At 54.9% G+C, this 23126-nt stretch carries 20 protein-coding genes and 1 other RNA gene; 8 read left to right on the top strand and 13 right to left on the bottom strand.

Going from position 1 to position 23126, the window contains the following annotated elements:
- Nucleotides 1-49: 49 nt before the first annotated feature.
- Nucleotides 50-442 (bottom strand): acyl-CoA thioesterase, encoded by a 393-nt coding sequence (locus CA832_RS09390; protein ID WP_088341312.1) that lies wholly within the window; start codon nucleotides 440-442, stop codon nucleotides 50-52.
- A complete protein-coding gene (locus tag CA832_RS09385) occupies nucleotides 439-1482 on the bottom strand; it encodes a glutaminyl-peptide cyclotransferase (RefSeq protein WP_088341432.1) in 1044 nt (347 codons plus the stop codon). The genes CA832_RS09390 and CA832_RS09385 overlap by 4 nt, the downstream gene beginning before the upstream one ends.
- Nucleotides 1483-1591: 109 nt before the next feature.
- Between CA832_RS09385 and ffs the strand changes: the two genes are divergently transcribed.
- From ffs to fsa, 3 genes are all read left to right on the top strand, one after another.
- An RNA gene (ffs, locus tag CA832_RS09380) (signal recognition particle sRNA small type) lies at nucleotides 1592-1690 on the top strand.
- A 74-nt stretch (nucleotides 1691-1764) separates the two neighbouring features.
- Complete coding sequence (locus CA832_RS09375) at nucleotides 1765-2577, top strand: SDR family oxidoreductase (RefSeq protein ID WP_088341311.1); 813 nt, start codon at nucleotides 1765-1767, stop codon at nucleotides 2575-2577.
- Nucleotides 2578-2627: 50 nt separating this feature from the next.
- The gene (fsa, locus tag CA832_RS09370; protein ID WP_088341310.1) at nucleotides 2628-3287 is read left to right on the top strand and encodes a fructose-6-phosphate aldolase; all 660 of its coding nucleotides are present in this window, start codon (nucleotides 2628-2630) and stop codon (nucleotides 3285-3287) included.
- Between the two features lie 14 nt (nucleotides 3288-3301).
- Here the strand turns inward: fsa and CA832_RS09365 are convergent, their stop codons facing one another.
- Nucleotides 3302-4690 carry a transaldolase gene (locus CA832_RS09365; RefSeq protein ID WP_088341309.1) on the bottom strand — a complete coding sequence of 463 codons (1389 nt, stop codon included), beginning with the start codon at nucleotides 4688-4690 and terminating at the stop codon, nucleotides 3302-3304.
- Between the two features lie 162 nt (nucleotides 4691-4852).
- Here CA832_RS09365 and CA832_RS09360 point away from each other — a divergent pair, with 162 nt between their 5' ends.
- Entirely contained in the window at nucleotides 4853-6481 is a 1629-nt protein-coding gene (locus CA832_RS09360; protein ID WP_088341308.1) for an ABC-F family ATP-binding cassette domain-containing protein, read from the top strand.
- Nucleotides 6482-6515: 34 nt separating this feature from the next.
- Here the strand turns inward: CA832_RS09360 and CA832_RS09355 are convergent, their stop codons facing one another.
- Entirely contained in the window at nucleotides 6516-7199 is a 684-nt protein-coding gene (locus CA832_RS09355; protein ID WP_198944463.1) for a hypothetical protein, read from the bottom strand.
- Nucleotides 7200-7398: 199 nt separating this feature from the next.
- Between CA832_RS09355 and CA832_RS15030 the strand changes: the two genes are divergently transcribed.
- A complete protein-coding gene (locus CA832_RS15030) occupies nucleotides 7399-7926 on the top strand; it encodes a fasciclin domain-containing protein (protein WP_158211910.1) in 528 nt (175 codons plus the stop codon).
- Here CA832_RS15030 and pheT read toward each other — a convergent pair.
- The 3 genes from pheT to CA832_RS09335 all read right to left on the bottom strand — a co-directional run bounded on the left by pheT (nucleotide 7923) and on the right by CA832_RS09335 (nucleotide 12768).
- Nucleotides 7923-10349, bottom strand: coding sequence for a phenylalanine--tRNA ligase subunit beta (pheT, locus tag CA832_RS09345; RefSeq protein WP_088341306.1), 2427 nt, complete (start codon nucleotides 10347-10349; stop codon nucleotides 7923-7925). The two genes, CA832_RS15030 and pheT, sit on opposite strands and share 4 nt — an antisense overlap.
- A 128-nt stretch (nucleotides 10350-10477) precedes the next feature.
- Nucleotides 10478-11596, bottom strand: a complete 1119-nt coding sequence (gene leuB / locus CA832_RS09340; protein ID WP_088341305.1) for a 3-isopropylmalate dehydrogenase — start codon at nucleotides 11594-11596, stop codon at nucleotides 10478-10480.
- The gene (locus tag CA832_RS09335) at nucleotides 11596-12768 is read right to left on the bottom strand and encodes a 2-isopropylmalate synthase (RefSeq protein WP_088341304.1); all 1173 of its coding nucleotides are present in this window, start codon (nucleotides 12766-12768) and stop codon (nucleotides 11596-11598) included. The genes leuB and CA832_RS09335 overlap by 1 nt, the downstream gene beginning before the upstream one ends.
- Nucleotides 12769-12915: 147 nt before the next feature.
- On the opposite strand from CA832_RS09335, the gene CA832_RS09330 reads away from it, so the two are divergent.
- On the top strand, nucleotides 12916-14460 hold the full coding sequence (locus tag CA832_RS09330; protein ID WP_088341303.1) for a hypothetical protein: 1545 nt from the start codon (nucleotides 12916-12918) through the stop codon (nucleotides 14458-14460).
- On the opposite strand, the gene CA832_RS09325 is transcribed toward CA832_RS09330, so the two are convergent.
- The 5 genes from CA832_RS09325 to panB form a co-directional block, all read right to left on the bottom strand.
- A complete protein-coding gene (locus CA832_RS09325) occupies nucleotides 14450-14971 on the bottom strand; it encodes a DUF4252 domain-containing protein (RefSeq protein WP_088341302.1) in 522 nt (173 codons plus the stop codon). The two genes, CA832_RS09330 and CA832_RS09325, sit on opposite strands and share 11 nt — an antisense overlap.
- A gap of 76 nt (nucleotides 14972-15047) precedes the next feature.
- Nucleotides 15048-16916, bottom strand: coding sequence for a toll/interleukin-1 receptor domain-containing protein (locus tag CA832_RS09320; protein WP_088341301.1), 1869 nt, complete (start codon nucleotides 16914-16916; stop codon nucleotides 15048-15050).
- 25 nt (nucleotides 16917-16941) lie between these two features.
- The gene (locus CA832_RS09315) at nucleotides 16942-17640 is read right to left on the bottom strand and encodes an RluA family pseudouridine synthase (RefSeq protein WP_088341300.1); all 699 of its coding nucleotides are present in this window, start codon (nucleotides 17638-17640) and stop codon (nucleotides 16942-16944) included.
- Nucleotides 17640-18143 carry a signal peptidase II gene (gene lspA, locus CA832_RS09310; protein ID WP_088341299.1) on the bottom strand — a complete coding sequence of 168 codons (504 nt, stop codon included), beginning with the start codon at nucleotides 18141-18143 and terminating at the stop codon, nucleotides 17640-17642. The genes CA832_RS09315 and lspA overlap by 1 nt, the downstream gene beginning before the upstream one ends.
- A gap of 7 nt (nucleotides 18144-18150) precedes the next feature.
- Nucleotides 18151-18969 (bottom strand): 3-methyl-2-oxobutanoate hydroxymethyltransferase, encoded by an 819-nt coding sequence (panB, locus tag CA832_RS09305; RefSeq protein WP_088341298.1) that lies wholly within the window; start codon nucleotides 18967-18969, stop codon nucleotides 18151-18153.
- 100 nt (nucleotides 18970-19069) lie between these two features.
- On the opposite strand from panB, the gene CA832_RS09300 reads away from it, so the two are divergent.
- Nucleotides 19070-19540, top strand: coding sequence for a nuclear transport factor 2 family protein (locus CA832_RS09300; protein WP_088341297.1), 471 nt, complete (start codon nucleotides 19070-19072; stop codon nucleotides 19538-19540).
- On the opposite strand, the gene CA832_RS09295 is transcribed toward CA832_RS09300, so the two are convergent.
- Nucleotides 19537-20961, bottom strand: coding sequence for an L-serine ammonia-lyase (locus CA832_RS09295; RefSeq protein ID WP_088341296.1), 1425 nt, complete (start codon nucleotides 20959-20961; stop codon nucleotides 19537-19539). The genes CA832_RS09300 and CA832_RS09295 overlap by 4 nt on opposite strands.
- Nucleotides 20962-21139: 178 nt before the next feature.
- Here CA832_RS09295 and dnaK point away from each other — a divergent pair, with 178 nt between their 5' ends.
- Nucleotides 21140-23047, top strand: a complete 1908-nt coding sequence (dnaK, locus tag CA832_RS09290) for a molecular chaperone DnaK (RefSeq protein ID WP_088341295.1) — start codon at nucleotides 21140-21142, stop codon at nucleotides 23045-23047.
- Nucleotides 23048-23126 lie beyond the last annotated feature (79 nt).

The raw sequence follows: 23126 nt of genomic DNA, 5'->3' as shown, positions 1-23126 counted from the left end.
AACTCCTTCATTTTTAAACCTTGTAACGACCAAAAAAGGGAGGGAGGCATTAGGGGCGGAACCGCTCGGCAAGGTCCTCCGGGATGCGCAGTGGCCTGAAAGTGTCAGCATCCAGCAGACACCAACGCGTTGTACACGATACGGTGATTTCAGGGCTGCCCGCCTTTCGGAATTCAACGATCCGGACCGATATGGGCCCTGCGGACTCCCGGACATAGGTGGTCAGTTCCAGGACATCTCTCAACACTGCGGGTTTGAAGTACTCGATATGGTGGCTGCGCACCACCCAGATATACCGTTCTGCCCATTCCGGCTCACACACCGATTCCCAGTGCAGCTGTGCCATTTCCTGAACCCAGTACAGGTACTGGACGTTGTTAACGTGGTTCAGGTCGTCCAGGTTGGTCTGGGCTACGGTCTTTTGAAGGGTATAAGTCTTCATTCGCCCCTTGGGATAATGCGGACTTCAAAGAGTTTATCCCACCGTTTTCCGGTTACAAAAAATGTGTTCCGCGCCGGGTGGTAGGCCACCCCGTTCAGGACATCCAGGCGTTCGTGCTGGGTGACCTGTTTCTCCAGGCCACCAAAATTCACAACGCCTTCAATAGCACCGCTTTGGGCATCGATGATCATCATACTGGGTTTCTGCCATACGTTGGCATACAGCTTCCCGTTGACGTATTCCAGTTCGTTGGCCTTATTGAACACGGACTTGTCTGTAACCGTTTCGATATAGTCCACTTCCTGGAGGGTTTCAGGGTCCAGGATCCAGATGCGTTCGCTCCCGTCGCTTTTGAAGATCCGGGTGCCGTCGTTGGTGAGACCCCAGCCCTCGCGGCTCTGGCCGTAGGAAAACTGACCCTTGCGCTCCAGGGTTTCTGGGTTGTAGATAAACCCGGTCTTGCTTTGCCAGGTCAGCATATAGAGATTATCTCCCACCAGGGTGATCCCTTCCCCGAAATACTGCCGTTCCAGATTGGTTTGCTCCAATATTTCGCCAGTGCGGAAATCGACCTTGCGCAAACTGGAAGCGCCTTTCTGGCCGGTGCTTTCATAGAGGGTATCCCCCCGGAATTCCAGGCCCTGGGTAAAGGCCTCAATATCGTGCGGATAGGTATTGACAATCTCATAGGTATAGACCTCAGGAGCCGTCTTGGCCAGGACCACCACATTCCTGGTCAGGGGCACCTCCCGGCCCTGGAGGAATACCGTGGCGCGCAATGCTATATTGCCGAGCCTGCTGCCTTCTATCCGGGTTTTCCCATCTCGCACCACCAGGGGTGTATCCCCCAGGAAATAATGGACGGAATCGATGGGCTGCCCGGATTTGTTTTCTACGCGTATCCCTATTTCGGAACCCAGCTGCCACTTTCCGGAACTCCCATCCGTTTCCAGGCTCAGCATGCGGGAAAGATCTTCCTCCCCGCACCCCAGGAACATACTCATAAAAATTCCTGCCAGCCCTAATTTCCAATAGCTCATGACGTTATCGCTTTTTTTGATTCGGCTTACCCGGATGCCCGGGTTCTTCCCGCTAAGGTAAGGCCCCTCAGGCATTGTCCCAAATGCGAAAAGGTTGTATATTTGCACGCGGCAAGTCCTACACGACCAGCTCCTGCAGAACCCCCCAGGGCGGGAACGCAGCAAGGGTACGCGGTCGTAGCGGTGCGATGTAGGTAGCTTGCCGTTTTTTTATGCCTTCTATTTAAGGAGGAAACCCATTCGGGAGACCCTGGAATTCAGGAAAATCAGTAATTTTCAGCCATGCATAAGCCAAAGGTTGTACTCATTACCGGGGCGTCCAGCGGCCTGGGGAAGGCTACAGGGGAATTCCTGGCAGCCCGGGGGTACCGGGTCTATGGCACGGCCCGTAACCCATCCCGCTATCCCGATTTCAAGTCGTTTCCGCTTCTGGCCATGGATGTGCAGCAGGAGGAATCCGTGTCCCATGCCGTAAATGCCCTGCTTTCCCGGGAAGGCCGTATCGACATATTGGTCAACAACGCGGGGGTAGGGATCACCGGCCCCATGGAGGAAACGCCTTATGAAGCCGTTTGCAATGCCATGGAGACAAATTTTCACGGTCCGTTGCGGGTTATGCAGGCGGTTTTGCCGGCCATGCGCGAGCAAGGAAGCGGGATGGTGCTGAATGTCACATCCATCGCCGGGTATATGGGACTGCCTTTCAGGGGGGTCTATTCGGCCAGCAAAGGTGCCCTGGAAATCGCCTCGGAGGCGTACCGGATGGAGGTTAGGCCCTTTGGGATCTGTGTAACCACCCTGGCCCCGGGCGACTATGCCACCAACATTGCTGCCGGGAGGTTTCACAGCCCGTTGCGGGAGGGTTCGGCCTATTACGAGAGTTATGGGAAGTCCCTGGAATTGATGAATACCCATGTAAAGGACGGGGGAGACCCCACCCAGGTGGCCCGGGCTGTATATCGTATCCTTTCATCGCGCAACCCGAAAGTGCACTACACCGTGGGAAGCCCCCTGCAGCGGCTTTCTGTCCGGCTGAAGCAGTTGTTGCCCGACACCTGGTATGAACGCCTCCTTCGGAATCATTATAAGTTGTAGTTTTATACCGAACCAATCGGAACCTATTCACCCAAACCCATTACCGAAAAATGAAATTTTTTATCGATACCGCCAACCTGGACCAGATTCGCGAAGCCCAGGCCCTAGGGGTCCTGGACGGGGTAACCACCAATCCATCCCTGATGGCCAAAGAGGGCATTACCGGCAAAAACAACATCCTGAAGCACTACGTAGCCATCTGCGATATCGTGGAGGGCGGGGATGTTTCCGCTGAGGTTATTGCCACAGATTTTGAAGGCATGGTTCGGGAAGGGGAGGAGTTGGCCGAACTCCATGAACAGATTGTAGTGAAAGTCCCCATGATCCGGGATGGGGTGAAAGCCCTCAAGTATTTCTCAGATAAGGGAATCCGGACCAACTGCACCCTGGTATTCTCGGCTGGCCAGGCCCTGCTGGCGGCCAAGGCCGGGGCCACGTACGTTTCGCCTTTTATCGGCCGTCTGGACGACATCTCTACCGACGGGCTTAACCTTATTTCTGAAATCCGCGAGATTTACGACAACTACGGCTTTGGTACTGAAATCCTGGCTGCCTCTATCCGCCATACCATGCATGTTATTGAGTGCGCAAAAATCGGGGCAGACGTCATGACCGGCCCGCTTTCGGCCATTGAGGGGTTGCTTAAGCACCCGCTAACCGATATCGGACTGCAAAAATTCCTGGAGGATTACCGCAAAGGAAACGGATAAGGCCGCAGGGCCTCTCAGAAGGAGGTATTCAGGTTGGCAAAACCATCAATGATCCGGTTGTCCCGGACAATGATACTTTTAAAGGGGTGATACACCACCAAGGTATGGGCAAACTCTTCGAAGTCCCGTGCCCAGAATTGTTGCTCCGGGTTTAGCCCGTAGGTGTCTACCAGTTCGTTCCACCGATCCCATTCGGTGCGCAGGCAAATCCCGATAAAACGGTGCTGGGGATAGGATGCCTGTAGTTCCCGTACCTTTTGGGAAATATTGCGCAAGTGGCGGGGCTCCGGCCCAGACCAGAAATAGAATACCGTACTTCCGGTCCCTGAGGAAAGATCTCCCAACAGCAGAGAATCCCCCTCCTGGTTGCGCACATAAAGCGGTGGGAGGGGTTTGTTGGCCCGCAGGTTGCGGATACCTTCCCTGAGATCCTGGATTTCCCCTAGGTGCCGGTTATTGGCGCTTCGGAGTTTAAAATCCTCCATGAAAATCTCAAAATGGGCTTCTGTGTCATTCTTCAACAGATAATCGAAGGCGACCGTGCGGAACAGGTTGTCCCGCAATTCCTCCTGGCTCACCAGGCTGTCTATAATGGATAATTGGTGCCTGTTAAAATGCAGCGTCTTGGAAAGCCCTAGCTTCGTTTCGTCGCAGGCCTCCTGGCATCCCATATACGCAATATTGGCGATATGGAATTTCATAAAGTCGTAATAAGGCCTCAGGAAAGCCAGATCCGGATCGTTATAGGATATTTCCTTCCTGTAGTCGTAAAAGTCTCCGGGCAAGGGGTGGAGTGTCTTGTCCTCGCTGAACTTGCGGTGCCAGAAGGGGTAACTTTCTCGATAGAAGTAATTTTTATACAGGATAGTGGAATAGGCCACCTCCCGCGCCCCTTCAGACAGGGGTTCCTCTCCGGAAAGCGACTCCAGCTTGCCGAGCTTGCGCCCCAGCAGGGAATCCAGGCGATGCCGGAAAACCCCGGGCTCCAGACGGGTATACCCATCCCGGATAATGGGATCCTCCCCCTCGGCCTCCAGGAAAAGGTCCATCAGGAAGTTGTTTACCGCCTCTCCCTGTCCGGAATAGACCAGAGATTCGTCGAATGCTACTGTATTCAGGCGGATCTGAAGGCTGTCCCCGGGTTCCAGGTAGAGATATTGGTACTCTGGGCGGTGAAAGAAGTGGTAGAGCCCATTCTGGATGGTATCCAGGCGGAGTTCAAAACGGCCGGATGCGTCCAGTTTTGCGGAATCCACAGGTGTTTCCCCCTTAAACAGGACCACATACTCTGACGTCGGGTTCACAATTTCGCCGCCAAAGTAAAAGGAATGTTTGGGTTGTGGGTCTCCCCCGCAGGCATAGAGCAGGGCGAGTACTAAACTACCGAAGTAATAGTTCCTCATAAATTCAGCACCTCATGAATAGGAACAAAACTAAAGAAACCCCGTAGCCACAGCTGTTAAGAGGGCGTTAAAATAGACCAAGGTTTCCTTAAATACGACTATTGGAATCCGGGCTATTCCGGCGCTTTACCGTACTTTTGCCAAAATTTTAAAAGACCCGGCATGTTATCTGTATCCAATCTTTCCGTCCAGTTTGGCAAGCGCGTCCTCTTCGACGAAGTTAATGTAACCTTTACCCAGGGCAATTGCTATGGTGTAATTGGTGCCAACGGGGCAGGGAAATCCACTTTCTTGAAAATCCTCGCGGGGGATGTAGAGCCCACCTCGGGGAGAGTGGTCCTGGAGCCGGGCAAGCGGATGTCTGTACTGGAGCAGAACCACAACGCCTATGACGCCTATCCGGTTTTGGAAACCGTCCTGCGCGGCAACCAACCCCTTTTTGAAATCAAGACGGAAATGGATGCCCTCTATGCGGATTACGACGATTCCAATGCGGAAAGGATAGGGGAATTGCAGGTGGCCTTCGAGGAGATGAACGGATGGAATGCGGAAAGCGATGCGGCTGCCCTGCTCTCTACCCTCGGGATCCATGAAGATTACCATTATACGCCCATGTCCGAGATGGAAGGCAAGATGAAAGTTCGGGTGCTTCTGGCCCAGGCCTTGTTCGGAAACCCTGACGTATTGGTAATGGACGAACCTACCAACGACCTGGACTACGATACCATCCAGTGGCTGGAGCAATTCCTGGCAGACTACGAGAACCTGGTTATTGTGGTTTCCCACGACAGGCACTTTTTAGATGCCGTATGTACCAGTATTGCAGACATAGATTTCGGAAAAATAAACCTGTACAGTGGCAATTACAGCTTCTGGTACGAGAGCAGCCAACTGGCCGCCCGTCAGCGGGCCCAGCAGAACCGCAAGGCCGAGGAGAAGGCCAAGGAGTTGCAGGAGTTTATCCAGCGTTTCAGCGCCAACGTCGCCAAAAGCAAACAGGCTACTTCCCGTAAAAAGATGCTCGAAAAACTGCGGGTGGAGGATATTAAACCTTCCAGCCGGCGTTACCCAGCCATTATTTTCGAACAGGAACGCGAGGCCGGAGACCAGATTTTACATGTGGAGCAGCTGGCCGCCCGGAGCGAAGAAGGGGACTGGCTTTTCCGCAAGGGCGAACTCAACCTGGCCAAAGGGGATAAGGTAGCCCTCATTTCCAGGGACTCCAGAGCCACAACCGCTTTTTATGAGATCCTCGCGGGTAACCGCAAAGCCGACGAGGGAACTTTTTCCTGGGGAGTAACCACCAACCAGGCGTACCTGCCTTCGGACAACAGCTCATACTTTAACCAGGACCTGAACCTGGTGGAGTGGCTGCGGCAATGGGCCAAAACCCAGGAGGAAAAGGAAGAGGTGCACCTCAGGGGCTTCCTGGGCAAAATGCTGTTTAGCGGAGAAGAGGCCCTTAAAAAATGCACGGTGCTGTCCGGGGGCGAGAAAGTGCGCTGTATGACCAGCCGGATGATGCTGTTACGGGCTAATGTCTTGCTGCTGGATGAACCCACCAACCACCTGGATCTGGAGTCTATCACGGCATTCAATAACTCCCTGAAACAGTTTAAGGGGACGGTTATCTTCACCACTCACGACCATGAGTTTGCGCAGACCGTTGCCAACAGGGTTGTGGAACTGACCCCCACCCATACTTTGGACAGGTACCTGAGCTTCGACGACTATATGACAGATCCTTCCATCCGGGAGCAGCGCAACAAACTTTACGGGGTACCGGCCTAACAGTCCCGGGGTTAAGGCATGTCCTGCTTTGCCCTTAGGCGTTGTAGTACTTACTGTCCCAGATAGCCGGGTTGAAGTTCTTCCCCAGGGCGAAGCCGTAAAAAATCACCACGGCCGCCAGGGACTTAAACATAAAGAAGAACAACATCCAGAATTCCCCGGCCGAATCCGACTTGGAAAAGAGGCCCGACGGGATGAGCATAGTAAGCAGGAAGCTCACCGCAAGCACTACCAGCGTCAGGTTTCCGATATTCCGAAAAGGCCATACCATCAACTTGCGCAACGGATGCAGGTCGTTACCCCACTTGTGGACTAGGTAGTAATAGCCATTGCCCAGGGGGGCCATCAGCAAGGGATCGTCCTTGTCTTCCAGTTTAAACAGCCGAGAGGGAGCCATTATTTTAAGCCCTTTCAGGGTTATTCCATGGGCATCCTCCAGGTGGTGGATGGCTTCCCGGGCATCCTCAGGCAGCTGGGGCTTGAAGTATTTCAGGTCCAGGAACCGTAGCCGGAAATCCACGCAGATTTCACGGATCTGGTTCAGATGGTAAATCCTGCCCGGTTCCAACAGGTCCAGTTCAAAGGCGTTTTCCGGGGTTTCCTCCCTGCTTCCCTCTATGTGGAGGGCTTCCAGGAGGGATAAGAGGGGGTTGTCCTTCAGGTCGCGCTCCCGCAGTTTTTGCAGATGGGACTCAATATTGGTTCTTTCCAAAATCATAGCAATAGAAATTCCTTCAAAAATAAACAATGATAAAAAGCATGTCAAAGGGGGAAATCCGACTATAAACGTTAAAAAATTGTTAATTTCTATGAAGCGCATCCCGGGGGTGCCGGCGCCAGGCCAAATTTTGTATTTTGTCGTTCTTTCCGTGCCGTTAGTCGATAACGATCGGAATGCCCCGAAACCGAAAAATTCCATGAGAACGCTAATAGCTTCGCTAGCGGTTGTGCTTGGCCTGATGTGTGCCCCTAGGGTGCAGGCCCAGTTGCAGGTTCATGGCGCAGATTCCGAAAAGGGTATGGTCGGTAATGGGGCGTGGGAATTAGCCCTTAAAGCTGCAGATCTCTCCGACATCTTAGCCAATAGCGGTCCTTTTACGGTCTTCGCTCCAACGGAGCGCGCCCTGGAAGATTATCTGGAATCCCGGGCAGCGGTATTGCTCGACCCGGATAACAAGCAGAAACTGCGCTCCCTGGTGAGTTACCATATGGTAGCCGGGCGGATTACCGCCTCCCAAATCCTGAGGCAGTTGTGTCGTGGGAATGGGGTAGCGCGTTTTACAACGGTTCAGGGAGAAGAGCTGCTGGCCACCATTGAAGGTACGGATATTGTCCTGACGGATTGTTCCGGGAACCGGGCACGAATCCTCCAGGCCGATGGCCTGGGAGACAATGTGGTCTACCACGAAATCGATTCGGTTATTCAACCGCTCCCGAACCCCTAGCGCAGTTCCGCCCCCAGTTCTGCTTCGAAAGTTTTGCGCAGCCGGTCCATCACCCCGTCTATCTTCTTGTCCGTAAGGGTTTTGGAGGCATCTTGCAAGGTAAAGCTGACCGCATAGGATTTCTTGCCCTCCGGCAGCTTATCCCCGGTATACACATCAAAGAGCTGGACCTCTTTCAGGAGGTTGCGCTCGGTTCGGTAGGCGAGCTCGTAGATCTCGCTGAAACTGCGTTCGCTACCCAGCATGAGGGCAAAATCCCGGCGTACTTCCGGGAATTTCGGCAATTCAGAAAAGCGCAGGGCGGTTTTCGCATGCGCCAATTCAATCAGATCGGACCACTTCAGGTTGGCATAGACTACTTCCTGGCGGATTTCAAAAGGTTTGGTGAAATCCGGATGTACCACCCCCAATTCTGCCAGGACGCTATCATTATGCATCAACTTAAGGCCTTCGGAAAACCGTTCGTCCCGGAAGGGGACCTCCCGGCACCGGTCAAGGCCCAACCGCTCCAGGATAGCGCAGACCGCAGATTTCAGGTAGAAGAACCCCGCGGGTTTTGCGGCAGCAGCCCAATGGTCTGCATGCATGCGCCCGCTCACAAGCAGGGATAACCGCGTTTCCTCGGTATGCCCCTTTACTGTTTTTTCATAAACCTTCCCAAACTCAAAAAGGCGGAGATCCGATTGCCGGCGGTTCAGGTTGTAGGCCACCGCCCCCAAGCCGGTAAAAAGCATATCCTGCCGCATGGCGGAAAGTTCTCCGCTCAAAGGGTTCAGAAGCGTTACGGATGTGTCGGGGTCTTTCCCCAATAAGGCATTATGCTCCGGATTGCACAGGCTGTTACCCAGGATTTCACTAAAGCCCTGGTCTGCCAGCTGGTTGCCGATTCGCCTCTGGTAATCGTGGGGTTCTGCCCCGGTAGGCGGTAGGATGGAGGCCGTAAATTTGGTCTTATCCGGGATGTTGTTGTAGCCATAAACCCGGAGCAGTTCTTCGATAACATCCACCTCCCGCCGCACGTCTACGCGATAGAAGGGGATTACAAGCCCCAGCCCGGATTCGGTAGTGCTTTTCACCTGGATCTCCAGGGAGGCCAGGATGGACAGGATGGTGTCCTTAGGGATTTGCTCCCCGATAAGGCTGTGGATGTGCTCATAGCTGAGGAAGACATTGTAATCCGGCATCTTGTTGGGATACAGGTCTATCAGGTCCGAAGATATATCGCCCCCGGCTATGTCCCGGATCAGGATGGCGGCGCGCATCAGGGCGTACTCCACATTGTTGATGTCTACCCCCCGTTCGAACCGGAAGGAGGCGTCGGTGCTCAACCCGTGCCTTTTGGCGGTTTTGCGTACGGAGACCGGGTCGAAATAGGCACTTTCCAGGAAAATACTCCGGGTATCCTCCGTTACCCCGGTGTTGATTCCCCCAAAAACTCCGGCAATACACATGGGCTTTTCCCCGTCGCAAATCATCAGGTCCTCCTCGTGCAGGACGCGCTCCTCCCCGTCGAGGGTCATGAATTTGGTGCCGGGTGCTACCGTCCGCACTTCGATTTTCTTGCCGTGGATCCTGCCCGCATCGAAAGCGTGAAGGGGTTGACCCAATTCGTGAAGCACGTAATTGGTCACATCCACCACGTTGTTGATCGGGTTCAGCCCGATGGCCTTCAGCCGGTTTTTCAACCAATCCGGACTCTCCTGAACAATAAGGTTGGATATCGTTACCCCGCAGTAACGCGGGGCCAGTTTGTTGTCTTCAACGGAAACCTCGATGCGCAGGCTCCGGTTATCTACCCCGAAACTACTCACGGAGGGCGTGATGAGTTCTTTGGTTATTTTCTTCTGACGGAGTCCTGCCCTCAGGTCCCGGGCAACCCCGAAATGGCTCATGGCATCGGCCCGGTTGGGGGTGAGCCCGATCTCAAAAACCTGGTCCGATTCCACTTTCAGGAGCTTGGATAACGGTGTCCCGGGAGCAGCTTCGGCCTCCAGAACCATAATTCCATCGTGGTTATCGCCCAGGCCCAGTTCGTCTTCTGCGCAGATCATGCCCTGGCTTACCTCGCCCCGGATCTTCCCTTTTTTGATAGCCCAGGGGTTTCCTTCCCCGTCGTACAGGGTGGTACCCACAGTAGCCACCGGAACCAGCTGCCCTGCAGCGACGTTTGGTGCCCCGCAGACGATCTGCACGGGTGCGTCTTCCCCTATATCTACCGAACATACGCTGAGGCGGTCCGCATTGGGGTGTTTCCCGCAGGTCAGGACTTTGCCCACAACAACCCCACGAAGCCCGCCTGTAACCGATTCGAAAGGGGAAATGCCTTCAACTTCCAGGCCCAGGTCGGTTAGGAGTTCTGCGGTCTGTTCTGCCGGCCAGTCCAGCTCCAGGAATTGTTTGAGCCAGTTATAGGAAATCTTCATCAGTCCGTTTTAAGCCACCAAAGATAAAACAATGCCCGAAGATATGCACCATGGACAAGGGTCGGCGGCATATGTAAAAACCCCCGGGCCGACGGCCCGGGGGTCTGTATTCCTATCTGGGGGATTGCTTAAATAATGGTGGATTTCCCCAACCCGATATTCTCCTTGTTCAGGCCTCGGAAATCGTCCGAATCCGAAATGTGGGTAGCGATAAAATGCCCCACTTCGTCTGTTCCGTAATGGCTTTTCGGGTCCAGGTCAGTGGTAACGATGCCTTTTTTGAGGGCCTGGTTCACGGAACGCACCACTGCCGCAGCCTCTTCGTCCAGACCAAAATGGTCCAGCAGCATCGCAGCCGACAGGATGGAGGCTATGGGGTTTGCGATATTCTTGCCTGCCGCCTGGGGATAGGATCCGTGGATAGGTTCGAACATGGCACTGTTTTCGCCAACGGAAGCCGAAGGCAGGAGCCCTATGGACCCGCCTATTACGCTGCCTTCGTCCGAAATGATGTCCCCGAACATGTTCTCAGTCAGGATTACGTCGAACTGGCTGGGGTTGAGGATCATCTGCATGGCGGCATTGTCCACAAAAAGGTAGTCCAGGGTCACTTCCGGGTAACTCTCCCCGATTTTAGTGACCACTTTGCGCCAGAGGCGGGAGGATTCCAAAACGTTGGCCTTGTCTACCAGGGTGAGTTTGTTTCGCCTTCCCTTGGCCGCTTTAAAGGCCAGGTGGGCAATGCGGCTGATTTCCTCCTCGGAATAGATACAGAGGTCCGAAGCCACGGTGCCGTCCTCGGACAGGTATTTCTCGCCAAAGTAAATGCCCCCGGTGAGTTCCCGGTAGATGACCAGGTCGGTGCCGCTGATGCGCTCTTCCCGGAGGGGGGATTTCTCGATGAGGGTGGGAAATACTTTTACCGGGCGGATGTTGCTGAACAGGCCCAGCTCCTTGCGCAGGCGCAGCAGTCCCTGTTCCGGGCGGACCTTCGCACTGGGGTCGTTGTCGTACTTGGGGTCGCCAATGGCGCCGAACAGTACCGCATCCGAAGCCTTGCAGAGCTCGAGGGTTTCATCGGGCAGGGGGTTACCGGTTTTATCGATGGCTATGGCCCCAACGGGAGCCGGGGTAAAGGTAAATTCGTGGCCGAAGGATTCCTCCACAGCCTTCAGGCAGGCCACAGCCTGGGCGGCCACTTCCGGCCCGATCCCGTCTCCGGGAAGTAATGCGATTTTAAGTTTCATTAAGCGATGCTTTCGATATTCACGTTGGAGGCGTCCACGATCTGGTGGATGTCCTCATCTTCGATTTCCTTTTTGCGGTCGGCAAACTTGAGGAATTCCTCATAGACCTTGTCTAACTGAACCTTGGTGAGTTCGTACCCCACCTTTTTAGCCCGGTAGGCCAGGGCTGCCCGGCCGCTGCGTGCGGTGAGCACGATAGAGGAGTGGTCCACCCCTACGTCGTGGGGGTCGATAATCTCGTACGTCTCCCGCTTTTTGATGACCCCGTCCTGGTGGATGCCGCTGCTGTGAGCAAAGGCATTGGACCCTACGATAGCCTTGTTGGGCTGTACCGGCATACCCATTTTCTGGGAGACCATCTGGCTGGTACTGTACAGTAGTTTGGAATTGATGTCGGTGTCCAGTTCCAGGTACGGATGCTGACGCAGGATCATGACGACTTCCTCCAGGGAGGTGTTTCCGGCCCGTTCGCCAATGCCGTTAATGGTGCATTCAATCTGCCGTGCCCCGTTGATCACCCCGGCTATGGAATTGGCCGTTGCCAGGCCCAAATCGTTGTGGCAGTGGCAGGACAGGATGGCTTTCTCGATCCCTTTGACGTTTTCCTTAAGATATTTCATTTTAGCCCCGTACTCCTCCGGCAGGCAATACCCGGTAGTATCCGGAATGTTCAGCACGGTAGCCCCCGCCGCAATTACAGCTTCGCAGACCCTGGCCAGGTACTCATTGTCGGTGCGGCCGGCATCCTCGGCGTAAAACTCCACATCCTCCACAAAGGACTTGGCGTATTTCACCGCCTCCACGGCCCGCTCCAGCACCTTTTCCCGGGTGGAGTTGAACTTAAACTGGATGTGGGAGTCCGAGGTGCCTATACCGGTATGGATCCTGGGCCTTTTGGCCTGCTTCAGGGCCTCAGCGGCTACCTCAATATCTTTCTTAACCGCGCGGGTCAGTCCGCAAACGGTTGCATTTTTCACGATCTGGGCAATTTCCGTCACCGACCGGAAGTCTCCGGGGCTCGATATCGGGAAGCCGGCTTCGATGACATCCACGCCCAGAATGTCCAGGCGTTCAGCAATGACCAGTTTCTCCTTGGTGTCGAGTTTGCACCCGGGCACCTGCTCCCCGTCCCTGAGGGTAGTGTCGAAAATTTGTACCTTCTCTTTGCTCATTATATTTCTTACTTTTAATCCCCTAAATACGAATATACCCCGACGGGTACACACCAAAGCGCCAGGACGGGACCCATTACAACGTTTAGCAGGTTTTCATGTGTGCTATGTAGTTGTATAACAATAGGTTAAATCAGTTATTTTACGATGACAAATACCCATAAGGATGCCCTGTTCATTCTGGTGAAATCCCTGTCCAAGTCCGAAAAGCGACAATTCAAGCTTTACGTGGGGCGCCTGGGGGTGAATGTCGACGCTAAATTCCTGGCCCTTTTTAACCTGTTGGACAAGATGCGGACCTACCAGGAGGATGCCATCCTGGAAAGCGGGATTGTCAAGAAATCCCAGCTCTCTAACCTCAAGGCCCACCTCTACAAACAGATTTTGATAAGCCTCCGCCTGAACCCGGTAAACCAGAACGTCCGCGTCCAGATCCGGGAACAACTCGATTTTGCCACCATCCTCTACCAGAAGGGGCTTTATAAGCAAAGCCTTAAAATCCTGGACAAGGCCAAGGGCCTCGCCATAGAAAACGAGGAAAAGAATATCGCTTACGAGATCGTGGAACTGGAAAAAATAATTGAAACCCAGTACATTACCCGTAGCCTTCCGGACCGAGCGGAAGAACTGGCCACCCAGAGCCAGCAGCTCAGCGAGCTCAATGCCATTACCAGCAAACTCTCCAATCTCTCCCTGGAACTCTACAGTATGATGCTCAAGGTGGGCTATGTGCGCAATGACGAGGACTACTGCAGGGTAACCGACTACTTCGATATCCACCTGCCGGAATACCGGATGGAGGACCTCGGCTTCCGGGAGAAACTCTGGCTGTTCAAGGCGCATCTCTGGTATAGTTTCCTGATCCAGGACTTCCTCTCTTCCTACAAGTATTCCAGTAAATGGGTAGACCTGTTCTACGATAACCCCCAGCAGATTTACCTCAATCCTGTGTTCTTCCTGAAGGGGAACAACTACCTGCTGGAGTCCCTGTTTTTCGTAAAGTACAGCAGCCAGTTCCGCAATACCCTGAACCGGCTCGAGAAGGTCCTGGCCGGAAAGGATTTCCCGAAAAACGACAATGTGGCTTCCTTAAGTTTCCTCTATGTGAACGCCAACAAAATAAACCTGCATTTCCTGGAGGGCACTTTCGAAAAGGGCCTGTACCTGGTTAAAATCGTGGAATACGGCATCGGGAAGCACAGGGAACGGCTGGACCAGCACCATATCATGCTGTTCTACTACAAAATTGCCTGCTTGTATTTCGGGGTGGGCGACCACAAGGCCTGTATCCAGTACCTGAAGAAAATTATCCAGAACAAGAGTCTGAAGGTGCGGGAAGACCTCATGTGTTTTGCACGGGTGCTTAGCCTGGTGGCACATTACGAGGCCGGCATGGATTACCACCTGGAAATCCAGCTTAAAAGCACTTACAAGTTCCTGTTGAAAATGAACGAGCTGCATGCGGTACAGCGTGAAATGATTGGCTTTTTGCGAAAAATGGGCTCCATTTATCCGCAGGACCTCAAGGCATCGTTCCGGGAATTGCACCAGCGCCTGAAAGCCTACGAAAACCACCCCTATGAGAAGCGGGCCTTCCTCTATCTAGACATCCTTTCCTGGCTCGAAAGCCACCTCGAGGGTCGGCCGGTGGCCGAGATTATCCGCGAAAAAGCCCTGGCGCTTACTCGCTGATACCCGGGGAGCCAAAAGTACCGGTTAGCGTCTCTTCCAGGCGGCCAAAACCATCCTCCCGGGCCAGGGTACGGACCTTTTCCGGGTCGAACTTCCCTTCTATAAACAGGACAGAACCAAAGGCGGCATTGTTGGAATATACCATGATGTTGCGCACGGTATTGCCCCGTTCCCGAATGGCCACGATGTTCCTTTTGTCCCCTTCATTTTCTCTAAAAACCTCAATGAAGGCCCCAGAAGTCAGGTGGGTTACCTGCTGGTTGAGGGCAGCCATTTCCCCTTGCCCGCTAGCCGGGAGCCGTATATAACGCAAATCCGTGGTAGTACCGACCAGGCTTTTCATCTCAGGGGACACTTCCCCCAGCAGGGAGAACATGACCGGGGGCACACGGAAAGCCAGGACATCGGTGCCTTCCTTGTGTTTTTCATAAAAGGCGTCCATAGACTGGGTGGGGGCACAGGACTGCAGCCATAGTGCTGCCAGCAGCAGGAAATACTTCAGGGGCTTCATGGAATCCGGTTTTTCAGGTACGGGGAAGGTAGGCAAATTTCCGATGTCCTTTTATATCCCTCTGTAAGAGGCGCGCCTATTCCTGAATCATAAACCGCTCTTTCTGATCTTCGCTCAATGGGGCTACGGGCCCCAAGGCCTCTGGCTGGCTGATCCTTTCGATAATCCACTCCGGGTCCAGGCAAAAGATGCGTTCCACCCCGTCCAGGTAGCTCACCTTGGCAAACCGCCCGTCCTGCGAAAAACAAAGTGCAATACCCGGGTTATCGATGATATCCAGGTCTAGGGCAATGAGCAGGTCCCCTTCCGCGTTGAAGATGCCCTGGTAATTCAGGAAATAAGAGCCATCTGCATTGTCGATTCGTTCAAACCCGGCCCCCAGGGCATCGGGGAAGGAAGCCAACACGCTGTCTTCCATCAGGATGTCATGGGCAAAATGGAACCAGGTAAAGGGGTCGGCTTCGGGATCCTGCGGGACCATGGTGTATTGCCCGTCCAGCGATACCGCCCCGGAATGATCTTCCAGGTTTACCATTTCAATATAGGGTAAGGCATGGGTGCGGTAGAAGTATTCGTGCCGCTCCCCATCCTGCCTGCGGCCGTTCTCCATTACAGAGGTGAAGCTCCGGGTAACGGCTACCCGTCCCTGGTCTGCAAAGGCCACCTCCCGTATGGGGGCTTCCACCCCGGAATGATATAGGGCCCGGTCCTTAAATCGGTTTTTATCCGCCTGGTACCGGTACGCGTGGTTGTCTATCAGGGCCGTTTTTCCGTTTGCGGCCCCCAGCAGGGTGGTTTTCCCGTCCGGGGAAATATCGATGTCCTGGATGTAGCCGGTATACCCGCTGAAATCCGGGATCAGGATATCGGTATATGCTGTGGAATACCCATCCAAACCGTACTCCAGGTAGAAAATACGGCTGTACCTCAGGGCGGTGGAGGAGGCAACTAGAATACCATTGCCTGTGTTGGGGTCTACATAGAGGTCGGAGGCATTGCTCAGGTAGGGGTCGGCAGGGAGGGTTTGCAGCAGGGAATCCGCCAGGGTGGCTACCTCGGGGTAAGCCGCATACCGCCCCGGTTCCGGCTCTGTAAAATCCAATTCCACTTCCACCGGTACGGTGTAAAATCCCTTACCACTGTAAAAGACGCGGATAAGTTGTTCGGCGGCATCTTTGGTGGGGAACTCTTTTCGGGCTGCAAACTGGTAAGCGTGCTGGGCCAGCCGTACCGATAGGGTAGGGTCCTGCCCGAACTGGGCCTGTGAGAGGGAGATGTACTGGGAGAGCAAGGCCCTGTTTTTCTGCCTGTTGGCGTACCAGGCCATCCCCAGGGCCAGCAGCAGGAGGGTACTGAGCACGGCTATGGCCGCATTGCGGATCCGCAGGGTCCGCCGGTGTTGCCGGGCTGCTTCGCTGGACATGTCGCCCACGGATTTTCCATGAAGGGTTGCAGCCAGCAGCACCAGGCGTGTTCGGAAAGGGTCATGGTCCAGGGTCAGGGTTTCCTCGGGGCCGGCATCCCGGAAATCGATGTAAAAGGGGACGCCCTTAAACATTCCGGAAAGTTCCTTAGGGAGGGCTGTGGTCTGTTCCCAGTCGAAGTCCCCCGAAGCATCGTCCCACAGGATTTCCCCTTTGGTAAGGACAATGAGGAACTGGTCTACAGCTTTGTGTTCCCGCCAGTATTGGGCTTCCCGCCGGCACCACTTGGACTGGGCGTATTCCGGGCTCGCCAGGCAGATGAAGTATTCGGACTGCTGCAGGCCGTCCCGGATCTTTTCCCCCAGGTCTGCCGCGGCAGACAGGTCGTTGCCGTCGCGGAAGATTTCAAGCGCGCGGCGCCTGAAGGTGGGCTTGGCGAATTTTTCCAGCCCCTTTTCCAGGGCATGTGCCAGGGGGTCGTCTGCCCCGTGCTTGTAGGAAATAAAACCGTTGTACTTCATGGAAACCTAAGATAGGCAATTCGGCCTACCCCTTGCAGGCATCCCAGACCGGGTCATCCGGGAGGGGTGCCAGGATCCGGACCGGTTCTTTTCGGACCGGGTGGGTGAATTCCAGTTCCCTGGCGTGCAGATGGATGCTGCCATCCGGGTTGCTGCGCGCGGCCCCGTATTTCAGGTCTCCCTTAATGATGCACCCTATGGCAGCCAATTGGGCCCGGATCTGGTGGTGCCGCCCGGTCTCCAGCCGGATCTCCAGCAGGTGGTACCGCTCCAGCGCCTTGAGGTGCCGGTAGGTGAGCCGGGCGTGTTTGCGCCCGGGACCGTCCGCCTCATAGGCGTAGGACTTGTTTTGTTTGGTGTTGCGGAAGAGCCAGTGCTCCAGCTTGCCTTCGGCCTGTGGGGGTGCCCCGGAGGTTACCGCCCAGTAGGTCTTGGAGATATCGCTGCCCGCAAAGAGGGCATTCATCCGCGACAAGGCTTTGGAGGTTCGGGCAAATACCACGATCCCCGTGGTGGGGCGGTCCAGGCGGTGCACCACCCCCAGGAAAACCGCTCCGGGCTTGTCGTATTTCATTTTCAGATAGGCTTTGACCACTTCTGGCAAAGGGGTGTCGCCGGTTTTGTCACCCTGGACGATATCCCCGGCGCGCTTCCATACGGCAATCAGGTGGTTGTCCTCGTAGAGTACCCTGAGGGTCTCCGGGCTGCTCCTTTCGCGCTCCATCAGGCCTCCTGGGGTTTTCGGTACCGGAAATAGGCGATCACCACCAATAACAGCCCCACGCTCACCGAAACGTCCGCCATATTAAAGATGCCGGTACGTACCACCCCGAAACGCAATTGAAAAAAGTCGGTGACCTCGCCCAGGTAAAACCGGTCCCACAGGTTGCCCAGGCCCCCGCCAATAATGCAACAGAGCCCGATGGCCAACAGCCGGTTATTACCGGGGTGCTGTAAAAGCCGGTACATCAGGAAGAGCATCAGGGCCAGGGGGACGCCCTGCAGGAATATCCGCTTGACCAGGGGGTTCCAATCCTGCCCCATCCCCAGGAAGGCCCCGGTATTCTCCACCCGGGTCAGGATAAAGGCCGGGCCCGCTATCTCTTTGTAAGAGCGGGGTTCCACCTCACGGCGGACCGCTTCCTTACTCCATTGGTCCACCAGGACATTCAGGGCGATAAACAGGAGTAGCAATACCTTCGTAAGTCGGGTAGATGGGGCAGACATAGTCAAATCAGTACTGTTCCTTATCGCTGGGGAAGTCTTTGGACTTTACATCGGCAACATACTGGCCAATGGCTGCACCCATTTCATCGTACAGGTTCATGTAGCGCCTCAGAAAGCGCGGGTTAAACTCATGGGTCATCCCCAAAAGGTCGTGTATGACCAGGACCTGGCCGTCGGCATCTGCCCCGGCGCCAATCCCGATGGTCGGGATTGTGATTTCCTCCGATACGATCTTGGTCAGCTCGGCAGGAATCTTCTCAAGTACCACGGCAAAACACCCCAGACTTTCCAGGAGTTTGGCATCCCGTATGAGTTTTTTGGCTTCTTCTTTTTCCCTGGCGCGGACGGTGTAGGTACCAAACTTATAAATGCTCTGAGGGGTAAGTCCAAGGTGTCCCATGACCGGGATCCCGGCATTGAGGATTCGCTTCACGGATTCCTTTACTTCTTCGCCCCCTTCGAGTTTTACGGCATGGGCCCCGCTTTCCTTCATGATCCGGATGGCCGAGCGCAGGGCTTCCTTGGGGTCGCTCTGGTAGGATCCGAACGGCAAATCTACTACCACCAGGGCGCGCTGAACGGCCCGTATCACTGAGGATGCGTGGTATATCATCTGGTCCAGTGTGATGGGGAGGGTCGTTTCGTGCCCGGCCATGGTATTGCTGGCGGAGTCACCCACCAGGATCACGTCCACCTGTGCATTATCCACGATTTTAGCCATGGAATAATCGTAGGCGGTAAGCATGGAAATCTTCTCCCGCTGTTGTTTCATTTCAACAAGGGACTTAACGGTGACCCGTTTGAATTCTTTTCGGGATGCAGACATGGGCGAGCGGTTTTGCCCAAAAGTACGTATTTCTGAGTCGATGGCCCAGCCTGTTGCCACACCTGAAAAATCCGTTACTTTTGGGTAAAAACAACCCGTCATGAAACGATTCCTCCTTTTACTTCTTATGGCCTTTACCGCCGGAGCCGTTGCCCAGGCAGAACCCGAAGCAGAGGTAAAAGCCGCCATCGACGCCTTTTTTGAAGCCTTCCACGACCGGGACACCACCCGTATCCGGGAAATGCTGGCAGCGGACATGGTCCTGCAGAGTGTGGGCCTGAGCCGGGAAGGGGAGGTGGTCCTGCGCAAGGAAGCTGCCGGAGACTTTCTCGCCTCTCTGGCCGGGATCCCGGATTCTGTGGCCATTGAGGAACGCCTGCTGGAGTACCACATACAGGTAGATGGCCCCATGGCCCACGCCTGGACGCCCTATGCCTTTTACCTTCGGGGGGGCTTCTCCCATTGCGGGGTCAATTCCTTCCACTTTGTGCGGATGGAGGGGCGCTGGCGCCTGGTATCCCTTATAGATACCCGGCGTCGCGAGGGATGCGAAACAGGGGGGGAAGGTTAGCAGTCGCTGAGGCTGACACTTACCGCCAGGCCTCCCTTGGAGGTTTCCTTGTACTTCTTGTGCATGTCCCGGGCGGTATCCCACATGGTTTGCACCACTTTGTCGAAGGGTACCTTGGTGCTGGCCGGATCGCAGTCCAGGGCCAGTTCCGCGGCGTTGATCGCCTTGATGGCTCCCATGGAATTCCGCTCGATGCACGGTACCTGGACCAGGCCCCCAATAGGGTCGCAGGTGAGCCCCAGGTGGTGTTCCATGGCGATTTCTGCTGCCACCAGTACTTGTTCCGGGGTTCCGCCCAGCAACTCGGTAAGGGCGCCGGCCGCCATGGCGGAGGAAACGCCTATTTCGGCCTGGCAGCCACCCATCGCGGCCGATATGGTCGCTCCTTTTTTGAACAGGCTGCCGATTTCGCTGGCCACCAGCAGGAACTTTTTGATTTCTTCGAACCCCGCCTTGTGGTTCTCGATAACCAGGTAATACATCAAAACCGCGGGGATTACCCCGGCGCTGCCATTGGTGGGTGCCGTAACAATACGGCCCAGGCTTGCATTGACCTCATTGACGCTAAGGGCAAAGCAGCTGACCCATTTAAGGATTTCACGAAACCGCACCCGGGTCTTGCGGATGGAGGCCGGCCAGTCCTTTGGCCCGGAGTAAGGCCGGTCCCCTTTGAGCTTTTCGTACATCTCAGGGGCCCTTCGCTTCACATTGAGACCCCCGGGTAGGGTACCCCCTTTATGGCAGCCTTCGTAGACGGACTCCAGCATGGTATCCCAGATCCGCTGCAGTCCCGCATCAATTTCCGCATCCGAGCGAAGCGAGCGTTCATTTTCCATGACAACCCCGGAAATCGGGAGGTTTCGCTTGTTGCAGTATTGCAGCAACTCGGCCCCGGTCGAGATGGGGCAGGGGAATGCGTTAAAAGCCTTCTCCTTGCGTTTGGCGCGTTTGCGCTCCTCCTGCACCACAAATCCACCTCCTATAGAGTAATAGGTTTCGGAAACGACCTTCCCATTTTCGAGGTGGGCTGTAAAGGTCATCCCATTGGCGTGGAACGGCAGGAATTTCCGCCGGAATGCCAGGTCTTTTTCCGGGTCGAAGGCGATCTCCGCAACGCCCCCGAGCGGTAATTTCCGGGTGTCTTTTATTGCGGAAAGGGTGGGGCCGATCTCGGCCACGGGCACAGTCTCCGGATCGGTGCCGCAAAGCCCCATTAAAATGGCAGTATCCGTGGCATGCCCTTTCCCGGTAAGGGAGAGGGAGCCGTAGAGTTCTACCTGAACCTTGCGCACCTGCGGCAGCCCGCCCAGGGGCTCCAAAGCGGAAAGGAACCGCTGGGCAGCCCTCCAGGGCCCCAGGGTATGGGAACTCGATGGGCCAACCCCAACTTTGAGCATGTCAAAAACGCTGATGCATTCCATGTTGCCTCCTTTTTCAAACGGCCAGGCTAAGGTACAAAGCCTTTGCGTTTGTAAAACGTATCGAATTTTAAAAATTACCTGCAGAATGACAGTCTGTCAGTTTTGCGGCATTGGCATATTGTTTGACACCCCTTTAGCGAAAGTTTGAAATCAAATCACGAATCATAAGCACAGCATAATGAGTAAGATTATCGGAATTGACTTAGGTACCACAAACTCCTGCGTCTCCGTAATGGAGGGTAACGAACCCGTGGTAATCCCCAATGCCGAAGGGAAACGCACCACCCCGTCGGTGATCGCCTTCGTGGAAGGAGGCGAGATCAAGGTGGGGGACCCAGCCAAACGGCAGGCCATTACCAACCCGCATAAAACCATTTATTCCATAAAGCGTTTTATGGGGAACAAGTACTCCGAATCCAAGACGGAGGCAGAACGGGTACCCTATAAAGTGGTTAAGGGAGACAATGACACCCCCAGGGTAGATATCGACGGACGCCTGTATACGCCCCAGGAGCTCTCTGCCATGGTCCTTCAGAAAATGAAAAAGACGGCTGAGGACTACCTCGGCCAAAGCGTAAGCCGCGCGGTAATCACCGTTCCGGCCTACTTTAACGATTCTCAGCGGCAGGCCACCAAGGAAGCCGGCGAAATTGCGGGCCTCAAGGTGGAGCGGATCATCAACGAACCTACCGCAGCCTCTCTGGCCTATGGCCTGGATAAAAAGGATAAAGACCAGAAAATCGTGGTCTTCGACTTTGGTGGGGGTACCCATGATGTCTCCATCCTGGAGCTCGGGGACGGCGTTTTTGAAGTTCTTGCCACCGATGGGGATACCCACCTGGGCGGGGACGATGTAGACCAAAAAATTATTGACTGGCTGGCCGAGGAATTCAAAACCGAGGAATCCATGGACCTGAGGCAGGACCCCATGGCCTTGCAACGCCTGCGGGAAGCCGCGGAAAAGGCCAAGATTGAATTGTCCTCCTCCACCCAGACCGAAATCAACCTGCCCTATATCACCGCTACGGCCTCTGGCCCCAAGCACCTGGTCAGGAGCCTTTCCCGCGCCAAGTTCGAGCAACTGATCGCCGACCTGGTCAAGCGTACCATAGACCCGTGCAGCGCGGCCCTGAAGTCGGCAGGCCTGAACAAGAGCGATATCGATGAGATCATCCTCGTAGGGGGATCTACCCGGATTCCTGCTGTACAGGAGGCCGTGGAGAAATTCTTCGGTAAGAAACCCTCCAAAGGGGTTAACCCGGACGAAGTGGTGGCTATCGGTGCGGCCATCCAGGGCGGGGTCCTCACCGGAGATGTTAAGGATGTCCTCCTGCTGGATGTAACCCCCCTTTCCCTGGGTATCGAAACCATGGGTGGGGTTATGACCAAGCTGATTGAGTCCAACACCACCATCCCGACCAAAAAATCGCAGATTTTCTCCACCGCGGCAGATAACCAGCCCTCCGTGGAGATCCACGTCCTGCAGGGGGAACGCCCCATGGCCACCGACAACAAAACCATCGGACGCTTTCACCTGGATGGTATTCCTCCGGCCCCGCGCGGTACGCCTCAAATCGAGGTAACCTTCGATATAGATGCCAACGGTATCATCAAGGTCTCCGCCACGGACAAGGCTACGGGCAAAACCCAGGACATCCGGATTGAAGCTTCCTCCGGCCTTACCGAAGAGGAAATCCAACGGATGAAATCCGAAGCAGAGGCCAATGCCGAAGCCGATAAGAAAGCCAAGGAAAAGGTGGACAAACTCAACGAGGCAGACGGTATGATCTTCCAGACGGAGAAGCAGCTTTCCGAATTCGGGGAAAAGCTTTCCGCGGACAATAAATCCAAGATCGAAGCAGCCCTGGAAACCCTCAAGAAGGCCTATGAGACCAAAGACCTCGACCAGATCCAACCGGCCCTGGACGGGATCAACGAGGCCTGGAAGGCCGCTTCCGAGGAGCTCTACAAGGCCCAGGCCGAAGCCCAGCAGGGTGCTCCCGGCCCGGATGCAGGCGCATCTTCCGCCGAAGGTACCCAGCAGGGTGACAACGTGGAAGACGTAGATTTCGAGGAAGTCAAATAAGAAAGCATCCTTTGGGATCGTTATAGAAGAGGGCGGGTTTCCCGCCCTCTTTTTTTTGGCTCGGCTTTTGTTCCGGGTT

It is taken from the genome of Robiginitalea sediminis, from assembly GCF_002198115.1.
GTDB classification, from domain to species: domain Bacteria; phylum Bacteroidota; class Bacteroidia; order Flavobacteriales; family Flavobacteriaceae; genus Robiginitalea; species Robiginitalea sediminis.
Note: the sequence above shows the minus strand (reverse complement) of the source record. Positions and strands in the feature narration are given on the sequence as shown.